This window comes from Shewanella yunxiaonensis, assembly GCF_018223345.1.
GTDB classification, from domain to species: domain Bacteria; phylum Pseudomonadota; class Gammaproteobacteria; order Enterobacterales; family Shewanellaceae; genus Shewanella; species Shewanella yunxiaonensis.
Map to the genome: position 1 here is coordinate 3,675,083 of NZ_CP073587.1, position 25,487 is coordinate 3,700,569.

The following is a 25,487-nucleotide window of genomic DNA, read 5'->3' on the forward strand; positions in this document are numbered from 1 at the left end:
ACACACTCCTTTTTATCATTTACTACGCAAAGTGTCGTAATAACTGCGGATATGCTCGGTTTCACGGTACCCGTCTTGCGGCTTTGGCTCAGTTGAAGCCTCTGGCGCAGCTGCCATTGCTTGACCACTCACAGTGGCTACAGCTCCGGCGGCACTGCCGATAGCTAATGCTTTCAGCAGTTGACGGCGACTCATATCGGAAGCTTGCTTCTTCATAGCGTCTCCTTGTTTTAATGTAAGTGGGAGCGAACTCCCACATCGCATGATCTGTTAGATCACAGACCTGTCAATCAAGCCATTTCACTGGCTTTAGGCTGGATCTGAACGTCTGAGGTATCGACCACAGGGGTACTTAACACCAGCCGTTCAAATTCAGCGATTTCGGTTTCAAAAAATGCGCGACCCAATTGCGCAACCACGGCATAAAAGGCAGCACTCTGACAACGTGAAAGTGTGTCAAAGAAGCGCACAATCCAACTGCCAATGTGACGGCGGTAAAACCCCAGTTGCTGATGTGATGGTGCTTCAAGGATTAACACACTCATCACTTCAAACAGTGCCGCTACGTGGTCTTCCGGCTCTTTTACATCTTCCTGGCGTTCAAACCCCAGTTGCATCAGGTCTTGACGCAACAATGCCAGCGGTTTATCCATCAGCGAGCCGGTCATAAACCAGCTGCCATAAGGCAGAATTTCACCAGCGCCGACGCCAATAAACAGGTTGAAATATTCATCCTGTAGTTGTTCTGGTTTGAACTGTGCCGCCGCCAGTTTTAATGCCAGCCAGGCACGGGTCATATCATTGTCTTCGTTGGCATCCACTTCCAAATTAGCAAGAAACTGCAACAACTCCTGAGTGGGTTCGCGTCTAAGCAACGCCGCCAGCAGCTGATAAATGTCGGCCCTGAGTTGATCGTTTTCGGATATTTGCTTTGTTGTTTCGGTCATAACGGCTCTCTTATCTCAGTTGCTTTTCTGGGTCGTTGAGGATCTCTTCAAACATATCCTTCACCCGGCAATCACCACACATCTTCAGGCGTTCAATATTGGCACTAAACGCACTGTGGGTTCCGACCATCTCCAGCATCCGATGCACCATAGACTGGGTCGCAAATGGCGCGCCGCAACGAATACATTCGAACGGCGCTTCTTCTTTCAATGTCTGACGCTGCTGGCGATTCACCTTATCTAGGTTAATCGCAGGTTCAAGACTGATCACTTTTTCTGGACAAGCGGCTTCACACAAACCACATTGCACGCAATCCTGTTCGACAAAATACAGTGCCGGTTTATCACCACCATCCTGTAACGCTTGGGTCGGACAGGTCGCAACACATGACATACACAAGGTACAGTCATCCGTCTTTACCTTAACCCGGCCATAAGGCACGTTGCTCATAGGTAGCAACTGCTTTGCCTGTTTACCATGGTCATTCAGGTAATCCAGAGCCGCGAATAATGTGGCGCGCTTACTGTCAGCGGCGAATGTCGCTGGCACCATAACCGGCCAGCTCAAGCTGCTATCAAGTATAGGCCACAGATCTGCAAGATCCTGCTCACCAATCAAAGAGATACGTTGTGGCTGACCAATTTCTTGCAACAGCGTATTGGCAAGCTGCAGCTCGCCTTGCAACATCTGGGTTAGACTGGGAGCCGTGGCGGTGGTATTGAAAATCAGTACCTGACGCGCCCCCCAGGCCAGCGCCGCGAACCAGTGGTCCATACCAGCAACGGTGATTTCCTCAAGCTCTACCGCCAATACATCACCAGGCAGCTCATCGGTGATTAATGCTGCACCTTGCGCTGCATCATGAAACAGAATCACCGGTGCGGTACCCGATTTCTCGATAAAACGATTGATCAGCTTATTCAGGTAGGAATGCAGGGCTTGTGGGGTTGGCAGGTCGTAAGTCAGTGCCCCAGTAGGACAAGCATTACTACAACTGCCAGCACCGTGACACAGGTACGGGTCTACGGCTATCTGCTGGTCAACACTTTTAATCGCGTCCGCAGGACAGAAATTCAGACAACGATTACAGCCATTGATGCCGTTGCGGTAATGGGCGCAGATATCCGCATTGATTTTCACATAACGCGGCTTATCAAACTGTCCCACCATCTGTGGCAATTCTTCTAACGCCTGCGCGAGTTTTTCGGGATCCTGACCGACATAAAAATAGCCAGGGGGCAGCATTTCCAACTGAATGAGTGGTGTCTGGCTTAAATCGAGAATCAGATCAAAATGCGCCTTGCGTAGGGCAATTTTGCTTAACTCAGCGACACCCTCGTTATGTTCAACAGTGACCTGAAACTGCCCCAAAAACCCTTTTACAGACATGATTTTGTTGTAATAGGTTTCTACATCTTCGGCGGCCGCCATCACTTTTTCCAGATGGGCTTCATCCTGACTGGTGATCGGCTCATTGGCTAAAATGACCCTGCCAGCCATACCGGACAATTTGTCCGCGGCCAGTCTGGCAAGATCCTCAGGCCCAATCACCAACACACTCCCCTCTGTGGTGTAACTGACGGTGGGCGGGATTAGGTTTTGCAGAATACGAGTCTGCTGTTTTACCTCATTACGCACCTGCCGCAGCGCTTGCTGGGCGGGGCTGTTGCTCACACTATTGCTCACTTTGCGTTCCTGAACAGGTATTTGGCTGTGGTGATTGTTAGTATCTCTATGCTTTTCTTATTGATTTATAAACTTTTCCACAACCTGATTTATTGAAACTATCAGCAATTCACATACCATAATTATGGTATTTGGATACTGCTAAACTGACGTCAAACAACTCTTTTGTCCGAGGTTTGCACTACAGATGCGGCATTTTGGCTATCTGCCGTCAAGCGCTCGTCCAAATTGTCCGCCAAGTGCTCTTCTGCTGGCGGTTGTGTTAATACTTCACTGTTAACTGCTGGCGCATCGGCTAGTTCGGTGACCGCATCCTTTACTGCATCCTCAGTCTTTTCAAGCAAATGACGAAAGACCTTTTTGGCCAACTGGCTGGATACTTCAGCACTCAGCGTCGGCTGACAACTGTAATCCAGCGCATATTCCATCATGCCATCAATTTCGCTGAAATGCGGCTGTTTCCATAATGCACGCAATGCATTTTTCTTCACATCGGGATCAACATTATTTGCCATAAAGCTGGCAAAACTGCCGCCGATTTCAATGCTATCCGGATCGGGTAAATCGTCCGCAGTCAGCAGCGAGTCAGTGTCGGTAGCACTCGCTGGCACATTTTGTGCTGCCACCGATATCGCTGTTTCGGTTTCCGCAGTGACCGAAGATGCAATAACCTCGTCGTCCACCACAATTTCTGGCTCATCGGGAATATCCGTACCTTGCTGGGCCTGCTGCTTGCGCTGGGCCCATCGGCTGAGAAAACTGCGCTCTTCCGCCATCAATGCCTCCGCTGTTCTTCGGCCACTTCCTTACGGCGATTCACATGTTTACGACGATGAGCAGAGATTTCCACTTCTCCATGCTCAGAGATAAATGCCTCAATCCAGCACGCGATCGCTTCGGGCATCGGCAGATTCAGCACTGGGGTATCACCTTCAAGACAACCTGCAGCCACATTCTGATCTGCTGAAATCGCGGCGGGTACCCAGGTGCCATCTTCCAACTCATCGCACACCACATAGAGCATGGGATTATCCATATCGAGATTCAGTCGATAGCTGGCGCGTTCATCAAGAAACAGTTCCAGTAACACCAGGGTGGCTCCGGCGGGGGCTTCGTGAGTACCGGGCACCACTTGATCAAGTTCCCAGCTTTCCGACAACCAGCGCCCAATTTGCTTTTCCACCTTTTTCAGTGAAACGTACATGGGCCATACGCTTTGAGTATGCTGCATAAGGATTCTTCCTCCCGAGTCATTATTTTCGGGTTACAGGGTTAACGATAGGCTCATGCAAAAAATAAACCAAACGCATAATCGAAATATTTTTTGATAGCGGTCAAGTATTCTGGCCAGGGTAACGGACAATATGTCGCACCTCGAATGACACTTTGCACAATATACGCTCCCGAGTCACGGAGCATTGGCGTGGATCACGCATTTATACGTTCGGTTCTGAGCGGGTATGATTATTGCTATCATCTGAGTCTTAATTTTTTGCATGAGTCCGATCATGACCCAAGCCAAATTGCATTTGATAAAAACCGCCGCCGAAGTACCGCTGACAATCAATGTCACCGCCGTCGATGAAACTGGCACAGTACAACAGAAATCGGTGGCTTGTGAGCGCCCACTTACTGTGTATCTTAACTGGCGACCGATTGTCACGCTGATGACCTTGGGTGCCCGACCAGAGTCATTGGCATTGGGTTACCTGAAAAATCAGGGATTCATCAAAGATATCAAGCAACTGGAATCTGTCATCGTCGATTGGGATGTCAACTCTGCCGCGGTCATTACGCAAGAGCAAACCACAGATCTGGATGCCAAGCTGGCTGAAAAGACGGTCACAACCGGGTGTGGTCAAGGGACGGTGTTTGGTGGATTTATGGAGGGGCTGGACGATATCAGCTTGCCGCAACCCCACTTAAAGCAAAGCATGATCTATAGCCTGTTACGCAATATCAGCCAGTATAACGACACCTACAAAAATGCCGGAGCAGTGCACGGTTGTGGCTTGTGTGAAGGTGATGTCATTAACTCCTTCGTGGAAGATGTCGGCCGTCATAATGCAGTCGATACCCTGGCAGGCGAGATGTGGCTGCAACAACAAGGTGGTGGCAATATGATTTTCTATACCACTGGCCGATTGACCTCAGAAATGGTTATTAAAGTCGCCAAAATGGGCATTCCAGTATTGCTGTCCCGCAGTGGCGTCACCCAAATGGGGTTAGAGTTAGCACAAAAGCTTGGGATCACTATGATTGCACGTGCCAAGGGACGGCATTTTTTGGTATATCATGGCGCTGACAATATCGACTTTGATGAACCCCAAGCCGTTAACCTTAAGGTTTCGCAGGAGTAGCAATGACCGAACCCAGTGAACTGGTATACATGAGTGCCAAGCAGGTAGCTGAATATCTCGATCTCAATGAGAAAAAAGTCTACGCCATGGCCAATGACCGGATGCTGCCAGCCACCAAAATCACTGGCAAATGGCTATTCCCCAAAATCCTGATCGACCGCTGGCTGATGGATTCCTGCCATAGCGGCATGTTATCTGACCGACTGCTGATCACCGGCAGCGACGATCCACTATTATCAATGCAAGTGGCCCGGTTGATGGCAGAAGTCGGCAGTCGGGAGCTGATCAGTTACAGCGCTACGGGTTCGCGGTTGGGACTGGAGCTTTTATCTAAAGGCTATGCAGATGTTTGTACCCTGCATTGGGGCAGCGCTGAAGAACGGAATGTGCGCCATACCGCCTTGTTGAAAGGCTATCCGAATCATCAGCAGTGGATTATGGTGCACGGCTATAACCGGCAACAAGGGCTGATCGTCCGCCCGGAACTGCATCATCTGTGTCAGGAAGAGGATAAAGTCATTGACCTGCCGTGGCGCTGGGTTAATCGTCAGGGTGGTGCTGGCAGCCAACAACATCTTGAACACTGGCTATTGAAACGCGGCGGCAGTATCAAGGATTTGAACATAGTGCTGACGGCCTATAGCGAACGCGAATTAGCAGGCTATCTGGCACGTGGGGATGCCGACATCGGTTTTGGTTGTCAGGCGGTCGCAATGGAAAGTGGTTTAGGCTTTGTGCCACTGGTAACCGAATCCTTTGATTTCGTGATGCCACAGGGCATCTATTTCCGCCGTCAATTACAGCAGCTATTCAAGTCGTTGTCTGGCGCAGCGGCCAGGCAGATGGCAGCGATGCTGGGCGGCTATGATCTGACCGACTGTGGTCAGTTATTGTGGAGTCCGCAGTAACACTGATCAGATTAAAAAAGCCCGCAACCGCGGGCTTAATGTGATGGTCCGCCTCCCTTCTCAGCGACTATGCTGAGATTAGGCTAGACAGGAGGTAGACCATCATGTTTATTCAAGTACTCGGTATCGATTTAGGCAAGTCAAACTTTCATCTTGTAGGCCATGACCGTGCAGGTAAAACGGTTGTGCGTAAGAAGCTTTCCCGCAAACAACTCATTCTTTTTCTTCAGCAACTACCACCTACCACTATCGCTTTTGAAGCTTGTGGTGGTGCACATTGGCTTGGACGTCTTTGTCAGCAGTTTGAGCATCACGTCAAACTCATTCCACCGCAGTATGTAAAACCTTACGTCAAAGGTAACAAGAACGACTTTATTGATGCCGATGCGATAGCTGAAGCTGCCGGACGGCCATCGATGCGCTTTGTCGCGGTAAAAACAGAAGCGGCACAGATGATGTCAGCGATTCATCGCGTGCGACAAGGCTATATCAAAGAGCGCACAGCTTGTATGTCACGCATTGGGGCGTTGTTATTGGAATTTGGTGTCAGTCTGCCAAGAGACCATAGCGTCATGAAGCGTTTATTCCTGTGGTTGGCAGAGCATGCTGAAAAACTGCCAGCGCAGTTCATCGCTGAACTTGCAGGGCTTCATTCGCATTATGATGACCTCTCAGCGCGGATTGCCGAGCAAGACATCAAGCTTAAGCAACAACTGGCTACGCACGGTGATGCACAGTTATTGAAGTCGATACCGGGCATTGGTGACATCACGGCTTCTCAATGTGTAGCAGAGTTAGGTAATGCTGCGCAATTCAAAAATGGGCGCGATTTAGCAGCTTGGCTGGGGTTAGTGCCTCATCAACACTCCTCCGGAGGTAAGCCGCGATTACTCGGGATTAGCAAGCGCGGGAATAAGCACTTACGTACGCTGCTCATCCATGGCGCGCGTGCGATTTTAGCCAGGCCAGAGACATCTGGAGCAGTCTTTGGTGAATGGTTGATAAAGCTGAGGGCTACGAAACCGTTTAATGTAGTCTGCGTGGCACTGGCCAATAAACTGGCGAGAATTGTATGGTCAGTATTAAGAAGTAAAGAAGCGTTTAATGCAGCAAAGCTGCAACATGAGTTTGCATGAATAGAGTGAAGATGACGAAAACGGTAGAACCACCGGAGTAAAACCTGACATAAAAAACAGCAGTAAAAATGCTTTGGGCTTTTTTGAGGATATTCCGGCGCGGAACTCATCGTGGAGCGGTAGGCGAGAGCCTCCAACAGAGACTCCGAATACATTAGCGCAGACCCACCTCGTTATTGAATTTTATTCTTGCAACAACGAGGCGGACCATACATTTTTATCAGTCAGGACGGGGTTTGCTCCGTCGCCACTGCTGACGGGCTTTATCGTTCAGGTAGCTCCAGGCCAGTATGCGAGTCTGCTTATTACCTTGCGTCATCGGCAATGTTTTCACAGTTGCCACCTGCTGTTGCTCAAGCAATTTATAGCATAATGGCAAATTTTCAGACTTGGAAATCAACGAGGTAAACCACAAGACCTGTGCAGCATAGTGCTGACTTTCGGCAATCATCCGCCGTAAAAATCCGGCTTCACCACCGTCACACCACAATTCGTTTGCTTGACCACCAAAATTCAGCGACACCTTATGCGGCACTTTTTCACCACGATTGGTAGCAAGGTTGTGGAGCTTGCGTTGGCTACCTTGTCTAGCCTCCGCCGCCGAGCGGTGAAAAGGCGGGTTACACATGGTGAAATCAAAGTGGTCTTCTGACTGAATGACCGCGTCGAAAATATGCTGCGACTGCGGCTGATGACGCAACCTTATCAACTTGGCCGCTTGGGAATTACGGTCGATGATGTGTTGCAGATGTTGTAGCGCCTGCGCATCAATATCGCTGCCAACAAATTGCCAGCCATAAATGGCACTGCCGAGTAACGGGTAAATACCGTTAGCCCCTGTGCCAATATCCAACCCTACGGTCTGTTGCCCTTGGGGAATTTTGTGGCCATCGGCTAACAGATCGGCCAAATGATGCAAATAGTCTTCGCGACCAGGCACCGGCGGACACAAATAACCGGCCGGAATATCCCAGCCAACAATGCCATAATGTTGTTTGAGCAAGGCGGCATTCAGTGCTTTAACCGCCTGAGGTTGGCTGAAATTGATCGATAGCTGGCCGTAAGCAGTAGTCAGCAAGTGTGATTTCAACGGCGGGTATTGCTTAGCCAGCGCGACAAAATCATATCCTTGTCGATGACGATTGCGCGGATGCAATCCCTTATCCCGCCGCAATACTGGCGATTTCGTTGGTATCATTAACGGCGATCAGTCGTAGAGATAGCTGGTAAACAACAGGTTGACCACCAACTCCTTGCCGGTTTCTTGCTGCAGCAAGCGGTTGACGGTGTCAAAACATTCTTTACGGATCTCTTCGCGGCCGGTGAGGGATTTCACCTTATCCTCAGTCTGATTCCCGAGAATTTCGACAATTGCCGACCTTAACAAAGGATCATGATGCTGGATCTCCAACAGGTCATCGGGATTTTTCACCATCAACTCAACACTGATGCGCACAAATCCTAATTTCTTGCGGTTAGAGATGTAGTTCGTGACGATTTCCGGCTCGAAACCGTAGTAAGCATAGTTGTCCTCAGTCGCTGCAGGTTGCTCTTTTTCAGTCTCTGCGGCATGCACTGGTAGCCACGCACCCATCATCGTCAATAATGCGAGTAACAGTAATTTTTTCATGGGATGGCATCACTCCTGTTGGCGACTGCAAGTTCCCCGGTTTAGCCTGAGCACCAGTCGTGCTAGACTCCGTCAGTCTACCTATTGTATCGGCTAACTGATGAATCTGACCAGTTCAAGCTTTCCTTTTGGTGATATTATCCAATGGGTTGTTGATCACCAAGTATCTTTTCCTGTTTCCCCACTGAAAGACTGGCTCATCGCTGATGGTAGTCTGACGCAGCGGTTAAAGCAGTGCTGTGAACAATTTGAAGTGCAATTGCTCGGAGAACGTGAACTCACACCGTTACCGGGAGAATGGCCGGATATCACCCAGCAACTTTGGATCCGTGAGGCGCTACTATGCCTTGACGGTCGACCTTGGATATTTGCCCGCACGCTGGCACCGCTGACGTTATCTCAACAACAATTGCAGCATCTTGGTAACCGTCCATTGGGTGAGTTGTTGTTCAGTGACTCGCAATGTCATGCGGGCATGATGGAATGGGGATTAGCCCCAGCAACCGGTAACATCCAACAGCTGGCTCGTGCCCTCGGGCAAGTCGAAGGGGTAACCGAAATCTGGGGCCGCCGCCGACACTTTAGTTATCGGCAGCAGCCATTAGTGGTGGCGGAATTCTTTTTACCGGAAGCGGTTAAGCGTTTGCCACCACTGATCTGAGTAATGACTTACGCCGTCCAAAGGCAGTCAACGCTAATCCGAGCAAACACCAGAGACCCATACTGCCCCCACCAGAGCTGCTAGTACTGGCCGTTGGGGCCGAGACAGCGACACTGGCACTCGCGCTGCTGCTGGCATTATTACTATCGCTAACGGTTAATGTGACCGTGTAACTTCCCGCTGCACTATAGGTATGCGTCGGGGAGGTCAGGGTACTACTGCTCCCATCACCAAAACTCCAACTGTAACTAAGGGAGCCACTGCCACCACTACTCTGATTGGTAAACTGCACGGTCAAGCCACTGGTACTGCTACCAAAGGCAGCCGTTAGTGTGGAACTGAGCGTGATCTGTTTGGTAATCGTGGCCGTTTGAGCAGCAGCATCCGTCACCGTAAGCGCCACAGCGTATGCCCCGGCTGAGGTGTAAGTATGCGTTGGATTCTGTTCACTACTGCTATTTCCGTCCCCAAAACTCCACTGATAGTGATACGGCGCAGTGCCACCACTGGCACTGCCGCTGAAACTCACCGTAGTATTTTGTGCCGAAACACTGATACCGGCAGCCAAAGCGGCTGGCTGGCTAGTTCCAGCCAACGCGACACGAACGGTAGCCTGGCTGGAATCCTGCTCCTGCGACACCACTTCAATGGTGACACCCAGGGCTGGTAGGATAATGCCAGCCTGCGGCATTGTTGAACCGCTGTAATCCTCCCGGTCATCAAAAAAGCTATTTGCTAACCGATAACTGTCATTAGGGTAATAACTCTGGTTGTAGAGACTGAAAGCTGCGTCATGAACCTGCACTAACGTTGATTCTGTGCCTATCACGTGTTGGTCAGCATCCACGACCCCAATGAATACTTTGCCGGGATGCTCGGAAACATTGTTATCACTGACTTCATCATCACGCAGCCACACCAACACGCCAGGATCATAAGCTGCCAACTGCAAGCCGCTGTCCACACCATTGTAACTACGTAACTGCACCAGATAACTGCGACCTTTGCCTGGACGGGTGTCACCAGTGCGGATAAAGCCACCTAAAGTGACCGCCGCATTATCCTGCTCCGCGTTGTCGGCAAACACGCTGCTAGACCCACTATTAATCAACAGATTATCTATCTGGAAACCTTCACCACCGAGCGATTCATCGGTTTTATAAACCAGGCTGATCTGCTTGTTCAGTCCCGCATAGGCACTCAGATCATAAGAGAGCGTTACCCAGCCATTATTGTCGGCTGCCGATAACGTGGAGGAGTCGCCTGTAATGATGTTGGCTGCATTGTTGATACTATTGCTACTTAGCGTGTAATTACCGGCAATTGCCACACCATCGACCAGTACCTGAGCGTAATCATAATATTTCTCGGTATCCCAGCGAGCTTTCATTGTCAGGGTCAAACTGCTACTGCTTGGCAACTGCACATCAAAGGACATGGCGTTATTCAGGTTATTTCCCTCACCTGAATAATACTGATATGCGCCAGCGTAGGGTGCGGTTATAGCCACAGTGCCAACCGGTAAGGTTATCGCCAATTGGTTGATATTATTTGCATCTGTTGCCTGATTCAGCACAACATCGGTACCATCTGCGGTCAACGCTGAGTAGTCAATAGTCTGTTGATTCAGCCACAGACCTTTATAACGCTGCTGTAAAAAGTCACGGGCATAAGGGCTAAACCCAGAAGGCGCTGAGCCACCAGGAGACCCAGTCCAACTGCCGCTCGACATCAAGGACCACAGGGCTACCGGCTCGCCATCCTCAACAGCACCGGTGTCATACTCATCCGGCAATCCCAGATCATGACCGAATTCATGCACACATACGCCAACGGAGGAATCAATTGGCTGAATCGTGTAGCCAAACACGCGTTTTGACGTTCCCGGGATCAGCTGACCATAGCCACCAGACGATGGCACATAGAAGCGGTGCGACCAAATGGCGTCAGAGCCTAACACCCCGCCACCAGACTCCTCACCAATACTGGAGTGGAACACCATCACGTGGTCGATAATGCCATCGGGCTCATCGAGGACACCATCACCATCAAGGTCGTAAGGGTCTTCAACATCATATTGTGCCAGCTCATCGGCTGACATAGTCGCGGCGGCCTTGGCCACGGCCTCTTCCACTAAATCCGTGGCACGGATGTCGCTGTCGTTATTATCCGGATCATTCGCACCGTAATATGCCGCATCATGGCTAGCGGTAAACCAGCCTTTAACCGCACCGCTAAAATAGAAAGTGCTGCCGGACACGGCTTGGTAATATTGGTAAGCCGACTCCAGATTCTGCCCTGAGGGGCCGCTAAAGCCAGCGTCTGAGAACAACAAATCGTTGTAGTGTGACGCCGGATAACTGCTGTAGTACATGTCAGTATCGGCAGACGTTAACCGATTGTTGTCATACGGCAAGTCAGGAAAATCGATCAACACCGCTAACACTTTCACTGTCTTAGTTACACTCGCATCAGCCGCGGATACCCGCTGCAATTTACTGCTAAGGCCACTACTCTGACTGCGCAGCAATGCCGTTTTCATTAATTGCTGTTGCTGGCTGACAACGGTTAACTGCTCTTTTGTCAACTTGCCGGCCGCCATGTATGACGCCAGCGCCTGTTGTTTCGCTAAGTCTGAGGCATCAACCGCCAATTCCCCTCTTTTTTGCAGCCAGTAGAGGATCTGTTGTTGATTGGCAATCGCCGGATCTCGTGGGGCTGGAGCAGCGCTGACACCGCCAGCAAACAGCAAACTGATACCACTAATAAAGGAGAGCAAATCTCTACGGTTCATGCTTTGGGCTCCTTTTTACATTTGCTGTAAGCTTGTTGGCGTTTGCGAATATAGTCACTGAGGATCTGTTGCTGCTGTTCTTGCGTCATCTCTGGAGTCAGCACACCTTGCTCCAATAACAACTGTTTGATTTTCTCGCGATCAAGGTGCGGGGCCCCACTCCCACAGGGCGTCAATGGCACTGGCGCGACCGTTGGCGCAGGTGTCGTGGAATTTTCAGCTTGAGGCGAAGACTGGCAGGCACTGGCCCCCATCAGCATAAATGCTACAGGCAGCCCGAGAATAGAATAGCGACTGATCACTGAACACCCCCATAACAACTCAGGAACATCACATTAACTGTAGACAACAATAGAAGACAAGCAGTTCAGATGTAAAAAAGGGTAATTGTTCAGCGGCAGTTAAGCCGGGCTAACGAGGCCCAGCTCAGCGCGGCAAATTCGCAAGGTTATTGGACTGAAGAGAGATACCGCGCGATACCATCAAGGAACATCTGTACGGAAATCATCACCAGCACCATGCCCATCAAACGCTCAACGGCGGTCAGACCTTTATCGCCAAGTATTTTATTGAATACTTTATAAAACAACAAAATAAATGCACTAACTGCCCAAGCAGAGACCAAAGCCACGGTCCATTCCAGCATCTTACTGCTGTCGGTATGTGCCAGCAGGATCAAAGCAGCGAGGATTGACGGGCCAGCCATCAGCGGAATGGCCATCGGCACAATAAACGGCTCTTCACCAGCCGCCAAGCCAACAATGCCGCCTGGCTGAGGGAAAATCATGCGAATAGCGATCAGGAACAAGATAATACCACCTGCAATACTGACGCTTTCAGAACGTAGATTCAGGAAGTTAAGAATAGCCTCACCCGCATAGAGAAACATCAACATGATGACCAGCGCGAACACCAGTTCGCGGACCAGCACGTGGCGGCGCTTTTTCGGATCAATATGCCGTAATATCGAAGCAAAAACTGGCAAGTTACCCAGCGGATCCATAATCAAGAATAACATCACGGCAGCAGACAGAATATCCATGGTTTGTCAGCCCGGCAGATTTCAACAAGGTGGCATATTGTATAGGTTTTCTAACGGAATTTCGGCATTCTTGGCAGGATATTTTTCTCTGGCGGCAAGTAAATTACCTGCTGCTCATTATCAGCACACTTGCTATACTACAACGCTTTTCAATTTCATTAACGGTACCCATGTTATACCTTGTTGCCAGCTGCGTGGCCCTTTTGCTCGGTCCGATCTTTTATCGTTGGTTATCATCAGGTAGCGGCCTGCATAAAGGACTGGATGGCTTCATCTTCGTTTCCTTAGGTGGCCTGGTACTGGTGCATATTCTGCCAGAACTGCTGGAGCATGGTGGTTTGCTGGCACTGGTATTTGTGGTACTCGGACTCTGGGGACCATCTGCCAGCGAAAAGTTGTTCCATCGCTATTCGGACCTCACTCACAACGTTACGCTGATTTTAGGGATCACCGGTTTGTTGCTGCACACCGTCACTGATGGTGGCGCCATTGTGCTGGCACAGCAGGACAGCAATTACAGTCTGTTGGCACTTGGTGTGATCCTGCATCGATTACCTGTAGGATTGGCCATCTGGTGGTTGTTAAAACCTCATGCCGGTGCACGTTGGGCATGGGCCGTGCTGGTACTGATGATGTTATTAACCAGTGTTGGCTATGTCGCCGGGGAGCAACTCCTGCAACATCTCAGCCTGGACAATACCGTCTACCTACAAGCCTTTGTCACTGGCTCTATTCTGCATGTGGTGCTGCATCAACCACATGGTAATGACAATGACAGCAACGGCCATTACGAACTGTATGCCGGATTCGGAAGTTTGTTGGGTTTAGGGTTACTGACCGTACTGATGCTGATGGATTCAGGTGAACATGCCCACGAACACGCCCATGAATCTGTGCAACTTGTCGACTGGTTATTAATGCTGGCTCCTGCCTTGATACTGGCCCATGTTGCCGCGACGCTGCGTTATGCATGTAATCTGAAACCTGATAGCCAAAATCCACTGTTGCAATGGCTGCAACGACTGGCCGCCCCCGAAGTTCTGTTATTGACGCTGCTATTACTGGGACCCGCCTTTGCAGGACTACAGTTGCTGTCACTGTTATTAGTGGGCGGGTTGCTGACTGTGCTTAAAGCAACGCCAGTAGATGTACTGCCGCGGCCACACACCAGCGCTTTGGCATTTGGCTTCAGCTATGGTGTTGATCGCAGCGCGCCATGGATTCTGCTCAGTCTGTTATTGGCCAATTTAATCGGCCATCCTTCGGTACCATTAGACAACAATTGGGTACAAGTTGCTGTACTCGCGCTAGTTTTCATTCCATTGCAGTTCAGCCCGCTTGGCAGCACCGTCATGGCTGCTACCCTCGCCTATAGCGGTTGGAATTCACCGGCATTGGTGATGTGCCTTTGTGGTGCCCAGTTGCTCAGCATCAGTCAACTGCGAGTGTTGTCATTGCTTCAAAAGTCGCTGGCATTAGCAGTATTAGCTGTCATATTAGGATTAGCAACTTACTGGCAGCCACAGTGGCAGTTGCTGCTACCTCAGCAAACAACGATCAGCACTATCGCGTTAATGTTACTGGCGATCCTGTTTGCTATTAGCTTATTACGCCAGGGACCGAGACGATTTTTACGGGCACTGAAACCGCAGTTACAGCTTGCTAATACCGCTGCACACCACCACAGTCACGCGGAACATCATCACTGAGTTAGGGCTTTTGGGGTCAGGCAGGCTATGCTGCGACCATAAGTTGATGGAGGATTGATGATGTGTATTCTGTTTGTCGCATTGCAGCAACACCCAGATTACCCACTAATCCTGTGTGCTAATCGGGACGAATACCATCATCGGCCTTCGCAGGCGGCACATTTCTGGCCGCCACAGCAGCAACTACTGGCGGGTAAAGACCTGAGCGCTGGAGGCAGTTGGTTAGGCGTAAATAGGCAAGGCACCCTGGCGGCGATCACCAATATCCGCGCACCTCATTTGCTCCGCGATAATTGCCGTAGCCGTGGTGAACTGGTCATTCGGGCGCTCAGCCAGTCTGTCAGTCCCCAGTGGTTACAGCAGCACCGACAAGACTATAACCCTTTCAATCTGCTTTACGGCGATGCTGACCATTTGTATTGCTATAACAGTCTTGGTGAGAATCTGCAGCCACTGACACCCGGCTTTCATGCGATCAGCAATGGCGCCCTTGATGACATCTGGCCGAAGATGGCGCGAGGAACGCAGGCATTGCAGCAAAAAATTGTCGGTGCTGCGCCTTTGGATTACGCCACATTGCTAGACATTATGCAGGATGATACCGAAGCAGAAAGCGCACAATTACCGGACACCGGCATTGATAGTGAATGGGAACGGAAATTATCAGCGATTTTTATTCGGCACCCGCAATATGGGACTCGCAGCACCAGCTTACTATTACAGAATCATGCGGGGGAGATCCATTTCCATGAGGTGCGGTATAACAGCGATGGCAAAGTGCTGGGGCAGGAGAGTTTCCACTTTGCAATTTCGGGTTGATGTTCAGCAGTAATGATGTGTGGTCATAGACAATAACCCGTTGTTCATTATGGTTTTCTACTAATAAGGTAAACACGCCTGTCGGTGGGCTGTTGCAATGGCGATTGTCCGATAACTAACGCCGCATAATGACTGAGCATGTGGACAGCGCCCACCTGCAAGCAAAGTTATCCCACGGTTTTCTTATCGAGGTAATTTTGCTGATAGGTGCTAAGCATCGCCGTCCAACCGCTGACACAGCGTTTACCTGAGACAAAACGCTACTTGTCATTGTGCCAGTAACCCTGCGTATGGGCCTTAATATCGCCCCGATTCCAGGTCATCTTGAAGTGGCAGCAACGCCATAGTGTTATCAGTAGGCACCGCTGTCGCCATGCAACGGCATAAAATGCCACAGCCTAGTAACGAGGTTCGCCAAATTGTCATGCGCCATCCTTATCCATAGTTGCTTGTAACTCTTTTCAAGATAATCAACAAGCTACTATCAGTTAACTGGCGCATGACAGCTTACCCAACGCTTATTTGTCTGCCAGCGGCACACCCCGCAGACTACGGATATCATTACCGGTTGGCGCCTGAAATGCCCGCAGATCAAATTGCGGTAAAATGGCAAAGATATGGTCAAAGATATCGGATTGGATCTCTTCATAATTTACCCAGCGGGTATCATTAGTGAAGATATAGAGTTCCAGCGGTAATCCTTCTGTCGTTGGTGCCAACTGCCGCACCATCAGGGTCATATCCTGATGCACCTTGTCATGGTGTTTCAGATACTCCACCAGATAGGCGCGAAAAGTGCCGACATTGGTCAGCCGGCGGCCATTAACCGGCATATCCATATCCGATACCTTGGCGTTGGATTGCCCGAGCTCACTGATTTTTTTCGGCAAGTATTCTTTCAGATAGTTGATTTTCGCCAGTTGCTTGCGGTCTGCCTCCGTCAGAAAGCGGATGGAATTGATATCAATATTCAACGCACGTTTGATGCGTCGGCCACCCGATTCCGACATGCCACGCCAGTTACGAAACGCATCCGAAACCAATGCATAAGCCGGGATCATGGTGATGGTTTTATCCCAGTTACGCACTTTAACGGTGATGAGCGATACCTCTTCTACAGCACCATCTGCGCCATACTTATCCATCTGGATCCAGTCCCCTGGACTGACCATTCGGTTAGCCGCCAGCTGGATCCCCGCCACAAACCCTAAGATAGTATCCTTGAATACCAACATCACTAAACCGGTGGCGACACCCAAGCCGCTGAGGAAATAAATAGGTGACTGATCTGCCAGCACCGAAATACTGACAATCAACGCGACGAAAAACAGGAACAGTTTAAACAACTGCACAAAGCTTTTGATAGGCAGGCGCCGACTGATCAGTTTGACATCTGCGACTTCATTGATGGCATCCATCGCCGCATACAACGCCCGGACCATCACCACCACCAGCCAGATACTCAACAGCTTGTCGATGAGACCGCTGGCCAACCGATGTTCTGTCAGCACCAGCGGCACTAAAGAATTGAGCACTATTGCCGGAGCGAGCAATGACAACTTCTCCAACACCCGGTGCTTCAAAAAGATATCATCCCAGGTGGCTTTGGAGTGCACAATCATCAGATTCATCGCTTGTACCACCCCGCGACGGATGATGATATAAACGATAGCCGCGACCAACAGACTGCTCAGGATCAGAATTGATGTTGCCAGCCAACCCGAAGGTTCACTGTTAACACCTAGCCGCGCCAACCAGTCCGACAACACAACACGAATATCTTTTTCCAAAGCTGCAATCTCCACACCGCTAACTGTGCCGACCCCCGTCGGCAGATGCTAGCGTAACATACCGTTTAACTTGTTGGTTTAACAGTTGTTGAATGGCAGATCTAAAAAATTATTGTGGTGATAAGACCAATGAAATCTCACGGATGATCGGTTGCTCAAAATGTACCCGCTCATTAGCCGGAACACCGCTTACATGCAGCTGACCATCAGCCAGCCCGTCGACAGCCAGTGGTTCGTGGCGCCCCTTCACCACCATCAGCGCCGAATATCGCTTACCAGCAATTTTGTCGATTAATGCTAAATAGCTGTACCACTGATGCGGATGACCGGTGTTGCAATTCGAATAACTGACTTCAGCACGCCATTGTTGCCGTGGGGACTCGGTGATTTGTAACGGTAACACCTCGCAAAACGCCTTGGCAGCTACGGTATCCGCCAGTCCGGTGACATGAAACCACAAGTATCCCGCCAATAACGCCAAAATCGCCGTAATACCACAATGGATACTTTGACGGGCAAACGCTCTGAAACAGGTCGCCACCCTTCATCCTTATAACAGCAGGGAGAGTCGCTCAGGCTAACGGCTTTTATTGGTCTGGTAACTATACATAATGCTATGAAATGTCTAGCATTATCTATTATATAACAATAATAATGACACTCCGTCACAGTCGCTTCACTAATGCTGCTGCGATATCCCATACCGATTTCAGCGACCAGTTTTTAGGGACTTGCTTGCTTTTAGGGATGTATTTGTTTTACGAGCCGTGGGCTGACACACAGGGCAAAATACGGTACTGCGTTGACCGAGACGAATTTCAGATAATTCCTTACCACAATGCAAACACGGCTGACCACCGCGACCGTAAACCAGCAACTTCTGTGCAAAATAACCCGGTTTACCATCAGCGTTGACGAAATCCTTAAGAGTGGTACCGCCCTGTTCAATGGCTCGTGCCAAAATCGCTTTGATCTCGGTGACCAGCAGCAGTAACTGCTCGGGTTTAACGGCGGCCGCAGGCAGTTGCGGATGAATACCCGCAGCGAACAGGGCTTCATTGGCGTAGATATTTCCCACGCCCACCACAACGGCGTTATCCATCAAACACTGTTTAATGGCTTTCGTTTTCCCACGAAGCGCCTGTTGCAGATAAGCAGGGCTGAAGGCATCGGTCAGCGGCTCTGGCCCCAGATGAGACAGCAGCGGATGCGCTTGCTCCGGCAACTGACACCATAGCCAGGCACCAAAACGACGCGGGTCATTAAACCTGAGCACTCGGCCGTTCTCCAGCTCCAGGTCGATATGGTCGTGTTTTGCTGGTGGCGTCGCGCGGGTGAGAATGCGTAAACTGCCAGACATGCCCAAATGTACAATTGCCGTTCCCGCTTCAGTGTCAAGTAACAGGTACTTAGCGCGGCGACGCACGGCACAGATCGTTTGACCCGCAATTTGCTGGGCCAACTCTGGTACCGGCCAGCGCAAACTGCCATTACGAACCACTAATCGACGTACTGTCTGCCCCACTAACCAGGGTTCAATACCACGACGAGTAACCTCAACTTCAGGTAATTCAGGCATAGATAGACAATCTCTTGGCGTTAATGCGATTGGGGCTGAGCATTGAGCAATGGTAACAGCGCGGGGCGTAAACTTGGCGGGATCTGATACCAATTACCCGCAGCAGATTTCAGCAAGCCCGTCTCAGGAAATAACAGCCAGATCTGGGCTTCGCGGTCAGACAACTGCAACAACAGTTCTTGTGGCTTGGCCTTATTATCAGGTGCTGGCGCGGCTAATAGTGGGGATACGCGAATATGTAACCAGCTATCGACCCATTGCTGGCAATTCAACACCTGTGGGTCGCATTGCCATTCACCACGGGCATTGCGCGCCATCCACATCCCGGATAACTGTAACTGCGCCAATTGCGCCTGTGCATCAAACAGCGGTACGGTTTCCTTGGGGGTATCGCGGGTATGTTTGTCCAACAGTGTTAGCAATCCGACCATTACGATTGATGCAATGATCAGGATGTTATTCCACTGTCTGCGCGACAACGCCATATTTGCTACCCCGGAGAAACCTGGCGTCAGTGTAGCACTGACAATACCTTAGCCACCAGTGGCGTTCATAAAACGCAAAATTTGCGGCGCGTCAGGCTGATCAAACTGATGGGAACGCGGCTTGCGTTGCAATGACTCGGCGATGGTTTGCTGCAACAACTCGAGGTCATCCGGATGTTCACGCACCACTTGCCTTAAATCCACCGAGTTTTCGTTACCGAGGCACAATAACAGCCGCCCATCCGCTGTTAACCGTACCCGGTTACATTCATTACAGAAATTGTGGCTATGAGGGGAGATAAAACCGATATGGATATCGCTATCAGGCATTTGAAAATAACGACAAGGGCCACCCGTGCGCCGATTCGACAGCGTCAACGGATAATGTTGCTCGATCGCCTGCTGTACATCATCACTGGACATATAACGTGGCGATTGCCGCTCTGCCATTTCGCCCAACGGCATCTCTTCAATAAACGCGATGTCCAGACCGCGACCACGGCAGAACTCCACCAGCGCCAGGATCTCATCTTCATTGCGTTGTTTGAGGATCACTGCATTGACCTTGATCCGCTCAAACCCGGCATCTAAAGCGGCATCGATTCCAGCGATAACGCGCTCCAGCTTACCAATCCGCGTCAGTTCCTGAAAACGTTCCGGGTTAAGCGTATCGAGGCTGATGTTAAGGCGAGAGAGTCCTGCTGCTTTTAATGCGGGCGCCAGTTTGGTGAGATGCGAGCCGTTGGTTGTCATCGACAGCTCACGTAATCCAGGTAACTGATTTAAGCGTTCAACCAGCTGCGTGACATCACGGCGCATCAGCGGTTCGCCACCGGTCAAGCGGATTTTGGTCACACCCATTTCGGTAAAAGCCTGACAGACATGGGCCATCTCTTCCAGCGACAACACCTGCTGCTTGGGCAAGAATCTGGGATTATCGCCCATGCAATAAACACAGCGAAAATCGCATCTGTCAGTTACGGATAATCGCAGGTATTCAACTTTACGAGAAAAACCATCGCTGAGGCCCATAACAATACCTCACAGCAGCGCGCCAAACGGCAAAATATAAAGCGGCTGACCGGCATCAACTCGCTCATCCTGATCGCCAATGATAGCCAGGCAATTACCTTTAACCATTGAACTGAGCATGCCAGATCCCTGGGAACCGGTAGCCCGCACATGCAGCTGACCATCATTACCCAGGGTAGCGATTGCCCGACTGAATTCAGTGCGGCCCTGACGGCTTTTAAAGGTTTCATCTGCAATCGCTGGCAATAATTGCGGCTGCCAATGCTGCTCGCCGGCAAGCTTACGCAATGCTGGTTGCACAAACATCAGGAACACCACCATGGTCGCCACCGGATTACCGGGTAAGCCAAAGAACAGGGCATCGTTCACTTTGCCAAATGCCAATGGGCGCCCCGGGCGCATATTGATACGCCAGAAGTGAATTTCACCAATCGCCGCCAGCACTTTTTTGATGTAATCGGCGTTGCCCACTGATACACCGCCAGAGCTAATCACCATATCGGCTTTAGCTGCAGCCCCGGCAAGAGCAGCCGTAAGCGCGGCTTCAGAATCTTCAATAATGCCCAGATCAATAACATCGCATCCTAATCGCTTCGCCATTGCCTTAATGGTGTAGCGGTTGGAGTCATAAATACAGTTTGGTTTCAGTTCGCTCCCCGGCTGACACACCTCATCGCCAGAAGAAAACACGGCAACCACTGGACGACGCACCGCAGTAATTTCAGCAAACCCGAGCGAAGCCAATAGCCCCTGTTCTGCAGCTCCGAGCCGACTGCCCGCGGGCAGGGCAACTGCGCCTTCGGCGATATCTTCACCGGCCAGCCGCACGTTCTGACCCAATTTCATTTTGCCGGAAAAACTCACATAACCAGCGGTCTCATCGGCCAGTTCCCGCGGCTGCACCGCATTAGCGCCTCGCGGTAGCGGCGCACCCGTCATGATACGAACCGCTTCGCCTGGCTGTAGCTCAGCGTCATAACTGTGACCGGCTAATACCTCACCCTTCACGACAAAACGCTCAGGCAGCGGCTCCTGATAGACAAAGGCATAGCCATCCATCGCGGAATTGGTCTGTTGCGGCACGTTAACCGGGGAGATGGCATCCCGCGCGAGAATACGGTTATCACTATCATCCAGCGCCAGCGGTTCGACAGCCGTAATCGGCTGCACTTGTGCCAGGATGTTATCAATCCCCTGACGTACTGACAGATTGTCACCATCACCGGTTTCACAGGCGTCCAGAGGCAACGATTTGCTTTTGGGTATTTCGGGCTGCCATTCGGCGGCATACTGCAAGACGAAATCCGCAATCTGCGCGATATTGTTAATATCCAGTCGCGGGATTTGTGCTGGCAACTCGGTATCGGCACAGCAGGCAACCGCCAGAATGTTAGGATCCTCGGTATAGATAAACGGCTTACCTAATGCTGCGCGATGCAATTCAATTTTGGGCAGTGCCAGTTTTTTAAAGCCTTCCACTAACACCAGATCAGCTTTATCGGCTTCCAACTGTTGCAGCAGATGCACTAAGTCAGGGTCAGACTCCTGCGGATCTTCTGTCATCAAGGCCCAACGCACATGTGATGCCACCAGCATCTGCCGGGCACCGGCTTTGCGCATCTCGTAGCTGTCTTTGCCAGGAATATCCACATCGAAATTGTGATGGGCATGTTTGAGCACCGCCAAGCGCAGTCCACGTTGGTTAAGTACGGGTATCAGCTGCTTCAGCAAAGTGGTTTTGCCGGTGCCGCTGTATGCACAAAACCCCAAAACAGGAATGGGAAGCGGGTTATGAAAAACGGTGCTCATATAAACCTCTTAAGCTTTTGATATCACCTCAGCCAACTGCTGTTTCTGTTCATGCGTGTTGACATTGACAAAGGCGTTGGGCTGATCGGCAAACGATACTCTGGCCACGTTAAATTCGTCATACCAGCTCTCAACTCGGCGCTGGCCAGTTTCCAGATACGTCTTTAGCGATTGCCGTAATTCGGGCTTTAACAGCATCACCACCGAATGATCGCGTTCGCCATCAGTGGCGACCGCCAAATCAGCATTTGCGGCCAGTAACTGCTGTTGCATGCGGGATACTAAATCCAAGGGTAACAGCGGACAATCGCATGGCACCACCAGCATCAGCGATGATTGGCATTCAGCCAGACCACTGTAGATCCCCGCCAACGGGCCGAGAAAACCTTCCAGCTGATCGGCAAAGACGTCCAAACCGAGTTCAGCATACCTGTCCTGATTTTTATTGGCGTTGATCCGTATCTTATTTACTTGATCTTTAAGTCGGCCAATAACATGAGCAATCATGGGTTTGCCCAATAACTCAATCAATCCCTTGTCTTCACCACCCATTCGCCTTGCCAGTCCACCAGCAAGGATTATTGCTTCAATCTGCTGCGACATGATGTCTGTTCAACTCCACGGGGGTACCCGGAATAAATATTTGGGAAGTTGTAATTGTTTGTGACTCAATCAGCCAGCGCTCATTGCATAACCGAATTAACTCAGAGTCCTGATGACTGCTGAGCAACAGTCCGGTACCCTGATTTTTCAGCTCTTCAATCATGCTGAAGACCAGTTGCTGTGACACCTTATCCATATTGGAAATGGGTTCATCGAGCATCAGCAATACCGGTTTTAATAACCATGCACGAGCTAACGCCAGTCGTTGCCGTTCCCCTCCGGAAAGAGTCGCTGCATTCGCTTTTAACAGGTCACCTAACTGCGCAAGTTCAATTGCCGACGACATCCGTTGCCGTTGTTCTGCAGCAGACAACACGCTATAGCGTTGAGCCAATTTCAGATTGTAGCTGACATTGCCCTCAAACAGGTAGGGATGCTGGTGCAAATACAACGCTTTGCCCAGCAAAGAATCTTTACGCCAGCGTGAAATTTCGCCAAAGTCTTCAGCACGGATTTGCCCTTGAGTGGGTGGCATTAATCCGGCGAGCAGTTTCATCAGCGTGGTTTTGCCGGAGCCATTGTCCCCTTGCAGAAAGATCACATCTTGCTTGCTGAAACACAATTGCGGCGCGGTAAACAGTAACCGTTCACCAAAGTACACCGCTATGTCACTGGCGATAATTCGGCACATATTACATCCTAATGACTTCGAGGCTGGGCAGCCCCGCGCAATATACCCAACATAAAATTCAGGATCAGAGCCAGGATCAGCAACACCAACCCTAACGCTATTGCCTGAGCAAAATCACCTTTACTGGTTTCCAGAGCAATGGCGGTGGGAATATTGCGGGTAACGTGATCAATGTTACCACCGACCATCATCGAACAGCCCACTTCAGTGACAATCCGCGAAAATGCCGCAATTATCGCCATCAGTAATGGTACTCGCAATTCCCGGCAGATAATCCATACGGCGCCTAACCAACTGGCACCCAAGGTACGACAAGTTTCCCAGGCGCGCTTATCGACACTGGTGAACGCTGCATGACTCATAGCAATCAGCACCGGCGCACAGATCATCATCTGGCCCAAGATCATCCCTTTTTGAGTAAATAACCAGCGCAGATCACCCAGCGTGCCATTGCGGGTCAGCAGCAGATAGACCAACAAACCTATGACCACAGTGGGTATTGACTGTAGCGTCTGCACTAAGTTGATCACTATCCAATGGCCACGAAAGCGGCTAAATGCCAAGGTAAAGCCCAGGACAAGCGACGGGATCAGCGTGATGAGAAGTGCCGCGAACGACACGGAGAAGGAAACAGAAATAATGGACCAGACTTCCGGGTCCAGCGTAAACAGCAGGCGAAACGCCTGCTGTATCAGGGCTAACCAGCCTTCTGTCATTTGTGATAAGTGGCTTTAAACAGCTGCTGTCCTTGCACTTCGAAACTATTGATCAACTGTTGACCTTTGTCGCTGATCAGCCAGTCACTGAACGCACGCGCACCTTTGTGGTTCAGATCTGGATATTTCTTAGGATTGATCAGGATAACCTGGTAAGGGTTGGCTAAGGTCTTGCCGCCATCAAAATCCACTTGCAGATCCAGTTTACCTTTATACGCGATATAGGTACCACGGTCAGACAGTGTATAAGCCTGCATTTCGTTGGCCATCAACAAAGTTTTGCCCATGCCTTGGCCAATAGACTTGTAACCGGCAAAATCTGGAGTCACGTTAGCCGCTTTCCAGATCAGAATTTCTTTTTTGTTGGTACCGGAATCATCACCACGAGAAATGAAAGGAATGCCGGATTTGGCAATCTTGGTGAAGGCTTCTTCAGCGGTCTTGCTGGCGAGGATCTTGGCAGGGTCATTTTTTGGCCCTAACACTACGAAATCATTTTCCATAATGCCACGTGGCTCTACACCGAAACCATCTTCAACAAATTTTGCTTCGGCCTTAGGAGCGTGGGTCATCACCAGATCCACATCACCCTGGGTTCCCAGTTTCAATGCTTTACCCGTACCAGTTGCAATAACCTGCACTTGATAACCGGTGTCTGCTTCAAACTTTGGCAGCAGATAACCCAGCAAACCTGAGTTTTCGGTACTAGTAGTGGTCGCCAGTTTGATAACTTTTGTATCCTGGGCGTACGCAGTGACGTTTAACAGCATCCCTGCAGCAGCAACAAACCCCATCAGTTGCTTCAGTTTCAACATAATTGCTCCTTGAACATTAGTGACTAGGTCTCCACATCCTGAGAGAAAAACCCTTCTATTTTTATTTCTGCCGGTTGAAGCAATAAGAATGCCAGCACCAACTTTGTGCAATTTTCAATCGGAACTGTGCAAGCAATGTGAACTTTATCACATGCTTATTAAAAACCAGCCAGACAATTTGTCACACACAGGCTTTTATATGGCCCATACTGACCTATTTATGCAACATCAATGCTAGAATGTTACGCTTCTGAGTCAAAATGTCTTGCCGAAT

General features: G+C 50.3%; 26 protein-coding genes. 6 read left to right on the forward strand and 20 right to left on the reverse strand.

The annotated features are described in order from the left end of the window. Nucleotides 1-15: 15 nt before the first annotated feature. The 5 genes from KDN34_RS16805 to KDN34_RS16825 form a co-directional block, all read right to left on the reverse strand. Nucleotides 16-216 carry a twin-arginine translocation signal domain-containing protein gene (locus tag KDN34_RS16805; RefSeq protein WP_212594836.1) on the reverse strand — a complete coding sequence of 67 codons (201 nt, stop codon included), beginning with the start codon at nt 214-216 and terminating at the stop codon, nt 16-18. A gap of 74 nt (nt 217-290) precedes the next feature. After that, entirely contained in the window at nt 291-947 is a 657-nt protein-coding gene (locus KDN34_RS16810) for a TorD/DmsD family molecular chaperone (RefSeq protein WP_212594837.1), read from the reverse strand. 10 nt (nt 948-957) lie between these two features. Beyond that, nucleotides 958-2,622, reverse strand: coding sequence for a 4Fe-4S binding protein (locus KDN34_RS16815; RefSeq protein WP_212596706.1), 1,665 nt, complete (start codon nt 2,620-2,622; stop codon nt 958-960). Between the two features lie 164 nt (nt 2,623-2,786). Beyond that, the gene (locus KDN34_RS16820) at nt 2,787-3,410 is read right to left on the reverse strand and encodes a DUF3306 domain-containing protein (protein WP_212594838.1); all 624 of its coding nucleotides are present in this window, start codon (nt 3,408-3,410) and stop codon (nt 2,787-2,789) included. Then, nucleotides 3,410-3,865 (reverse strand): DUF3305 domain-containing protein, encoded by a 456-nt coding sequence (locus tag KDN34_RS16825; RefSeq protein WP_212594839.1) that lies wholly within the window; start codon nt 3,863-3,865, stop codon nt 3,410-3,412. The genes KDN34_RS16820 and KDN34_RS16825 overlap by 1 nt, the downstream gene beginning before the upstream one ends. Before the next feature lie 277 nt (nt 3,866-4,142). Here KDN34_RS16825 and KDN34_RS16830 point away from each other — a divergent pair, with 277 nt between their 5' ends. From KDN34_RS16830 to KDN34_RS16840, 3 genes are all read left to right on the forward strand, one after another. Beyond that, complete coding sequence (locus KDN34_RS16830) at nt 4,143-4,994, forward strand: formate dehydrogenase accessory sulfurtransferase FdhD (RefSeq protein ID WP_212594840.1); 852 nt, start codon at nt 4,143-4,145, stop codon at nt 4,992-4,994. A 2-nt stretch (nt 4,995-4,996) separates the two neighbouring features. Further along, the gene (locus KDN34_RS16835) at nt 4,997-5,902 is read left to right on the forward strand and encodes a helix-turn-helix transcriptional regulator (RefSeq protein ID WP_212594841.1); all 906 of its coding nucleotides are present in this window, start codon (nt 4,997-4,999) and stop codon (nt 5,900-5,902) included. Nucleotides 5,903-6,006: 104 nt separating this feature from the next. After that, nucleotides 6,007-7,038 carry an IS110 family RNA-guided transposase gene (locus KDN34_RS16840; protein ID WP_407695776.1) on the forward strand — a complete coding sequence of 344 codons (1,032 nt, stop codon included), beginning with the start codon at nt 6,007-6,009 and terminating at the stop codon, nt 7,036-7,038. Between the two features lie 220 nt (nt 7,039-7,258). Here KDN34_RS16840 and rlmF read toward each other — a convergent pair whose 3' ends face one another. Together rlmF and KDN34_RS16850 are read right to left on the reverse strand one after the other, a co-directional pair. Then, nucleotides 7,259-8,236, reverse strand: a complete 978-nt coding sequence (rlmF, locus tag KDN34_RS16845; RefSeq protein WP_212594842.1) for a 23S rRNA (adenine(1618)-N(6))-methyltransferase RlmF — start codon at nt 8,234-8,236, stop codon at nt 7,259-7,261. Nucleotides 8,237-8,245: 9 nt separating this feature from the next. Continuing rightward, a complete protein-coding gene (locus tag KDN34_RS16850) occupies nt 8,246-8,668 on the reverse strand; it encodes a flagellar basal body-associated protein FliL (RefSeq protein WP_212594843.1) in 423 nt (140 codons plus the stop codon). Nucleotides 8,669-8,768: 100 nt separating this feature from the next. Here KDN34_RS16850 and KDN34_RS16855 point away from each other — a divergent pair, with 100 nt between their 5' ends. Then, nucleotides 8,769-9,329 (forward strand): chorismate--pyruvate lyase family protein, encoded by a 561-nt coding sequence (locus KDN34_RS16855; protein WP_212594844.1) that lies wholly within the window; start codon nt 8,769-8,771, stop codon nt 9,327-9,329. Here the strand turns inward: KDN34_RS16855 and KDN34_RS16860 are convergent. The 3 genes from KDN34_RS16860 to KDN34_RS16870 form a co-directional block, all read right to left on the reverse strand. Continuing rightward, nucleotides 9,304-12,123, reverse strand: coding sequence for an immune inhibitor A domain-containing protein (locus tag KDN34_RS16860; RefSeq protein WP_212594845.1), 2,820 nt, complete (start codon nt 12,121-12,123; stop codon nt 9,304-9,306). The genes KDN34_RS16855 and KDN34_RS16860 overlap by 26 nt on opposite strands. Next, on the reverse strand, nt 12,120-12,425 hold the full coding sequence (locus KDN34_RS16865) for a hypothetical protein (protein ID WP_212594846.1): 306 nt from the start codon (nt 12,423-12,425) through the stop codon (nt 12,120-12,122). Before KDN34_RS16865 ends, KDN34_RS16860 begins: the two co-directional genes overlap by 4 nt. A 146-nt stretch (nt 12,426-12,571) precedes the next feature. Continuing rightward, entirely contained in the window at nt 12,572-13,165 is a 594-nt protein-coding gene (locus KDN34_RS16870; protein WP_212594847.1) for a YhgN family NAAT transporter, read from the reverse strand. A gap of 170 nt (nt 13,166-13,335) precedes the next feature. Between KDN34_RS16870 and KDN34_RS16875 the strand changes: the two genes are divergently transcribed. Continuing rightward, nucleotides 13,336-14,874, forward strand: coding sequence for a metal transporter (locus tag KDN34_RS16875; RefSeq protein ID WP_212594848.1), 1,539 nt, complete (start codon nt 13,336-13,338; stop codon nt 14,872-14,874). Between the two features lie 60 nt (nt 14,875-14,934). Further along, nucleotides 14,935-15,693: an NRDE family protein gene (locus KDN34_RS16880; RefSeq protein ID WP_212596707.1), complete on the forward strand. Its 759-nt coding sequence runs from the start codon at nt 14,935-14,937 to the stop codon at nt 15,691-15,693. A 518-nt stretch (nt 15,694-16,211) separates the two neighbouring features. Here KDN34_RS16880 and KDN34_RS16885 read toward each other — a convergent pair. From KDN34_RS16885 to KDN34_RS16930, 10 genes are all read right to left on the reverse strand, one after another. Next, nucleotides 16,212-17,483 (reverse strand): mechanosensitive ion channel family protein, encoded by a 1,272-nt coding sequence (locus KDN34_RS16885; protein WP_212594849.1) that lies wholly within the window; start codon nt 17,481-17,483, stop codon nt 16,212-16,214. Between the two features lie 109 nt (nt 17,484-17,592). After that, on the reverse strand, nt 17,593-18,024 hold the full coding sequence (locus KDN34_RS16890; protein ID WP_212594850.1) for a hypothetical protein: 432 nt from the start codon (nt 18,022-18,024) through the stop codon (nt 17,593-17,595). Nucleotides 18,025-18,192: 168 nt separating this feature from the next. Continuing rightward, entirely contained in the window at nt 18,193-19,062 is an 870-nt protein-coding gene (gene mutM, locus KDN34_RS16895; protein ID WP_212594851.1) for a bifunctional DNA-formamidopyrimidine glycosylase/DNA-(apurinic or apyrimidinic site) lyase, read from the reverse strand. A gap of 20 nt (nt 19,063-19,082) precedes the next feature. Beyond that, a complete protein-coding gene (locus tag KDN34_RS16900; RefSeq protein WP_212594852.1) occupies nt 19,083-19,547 on the reverse strand; it encodes a hypothetical protein in 465 nt (154 codons plus the stop codon). 48 nt (nt 19,548-19,595) lie between these two features. After that, on the reverse strand, nt 19,596-20,579 hold the full coding sequence (gene moaA, locus KDN34_RS16905) for a GTP 3',8-cyclase MoaA (RefSeq protein WP_212594853.1): 984 nt from the start codon (nt 20,577-20,579) through the stop codon (nt 19,596-19,598). A gap of 9 nt (nt 20,580-20,588) precedes the next feature. After that, complete coding sequence (locus KDN34_RS16910) at nt 20,589-22,388, reverse strand: bifunctional molybdopterin-guanine dinucleotide biosynthesis adaptor protein MobB/molybdopterin molybdotransferase MoeA (RefSeq protein ID WP_212594854.1); 1,800 nt, start codon at nt 22,386-22,388, stop codon at nt 20,589-20,591. A gap of 9 nt (nt 22,389-22,397) precedes the next feature. Beyond that, nucleotides 22,398-22,991 (reverse strand): molybdenum cofactor guanylyltransferase MobA, encoded by a 594-nt coding sequence (gene mobA, locus KDN34_RS16915; RefSeq protein WP_212594855.1) that lies wholly within the window; start codon nt 22,989-22,991, stop codon nt 22,398-22,400. Then, the gene (locus KDN34_RS16920) at nt 22,975-23,682 is read right to left on the reverse strand and encodes an ABC transporter ATP-binding protein (protein WP_212594856.1); all 708 of its coding nucleotides are present in this window, start codon (nt 23,680-23,682) and stop codon (nt 22,975-22,977) included. The genes mobA and KDN34_RS16920 overlap by 17 nt, the downstream gene beginning before the upstream one ends. 8 nt (nt 23,683-23,690) lie before the next feature. Beyond that, nucleotides 23,691-24,398 carry an ABC transporter permease gene (locus KDN34_RS16925; RefSeq protein WP_212594857.1) on the reverse strand — a complete coding sequence of 236 codons (708 nt, stop codon included), beginning with the start codon at nt 24,396-24,398 and terminating at the stop codon, nt 23,691-23,693. After that, nucleotides 24,395-25,213 carry a substrate-binding domain-containing protein gene (locus tag KDN34_RS16930; protein WP_212594858.1) on the reverse strand — a complete coding sequence of 273 codons (819 nt, stop codon included), beginning with the start codon at nt 25,211-25,213 and terminating at the stop codon, nt 24,395-24,397. The genes KDN34_RS16925 and KDN34_RS16930 overlap by 4 nt, the downstream gene beginning before the upstream one ends. Nucleotides 25,214-25,487 lie beyond the last annotated feature (274 nt).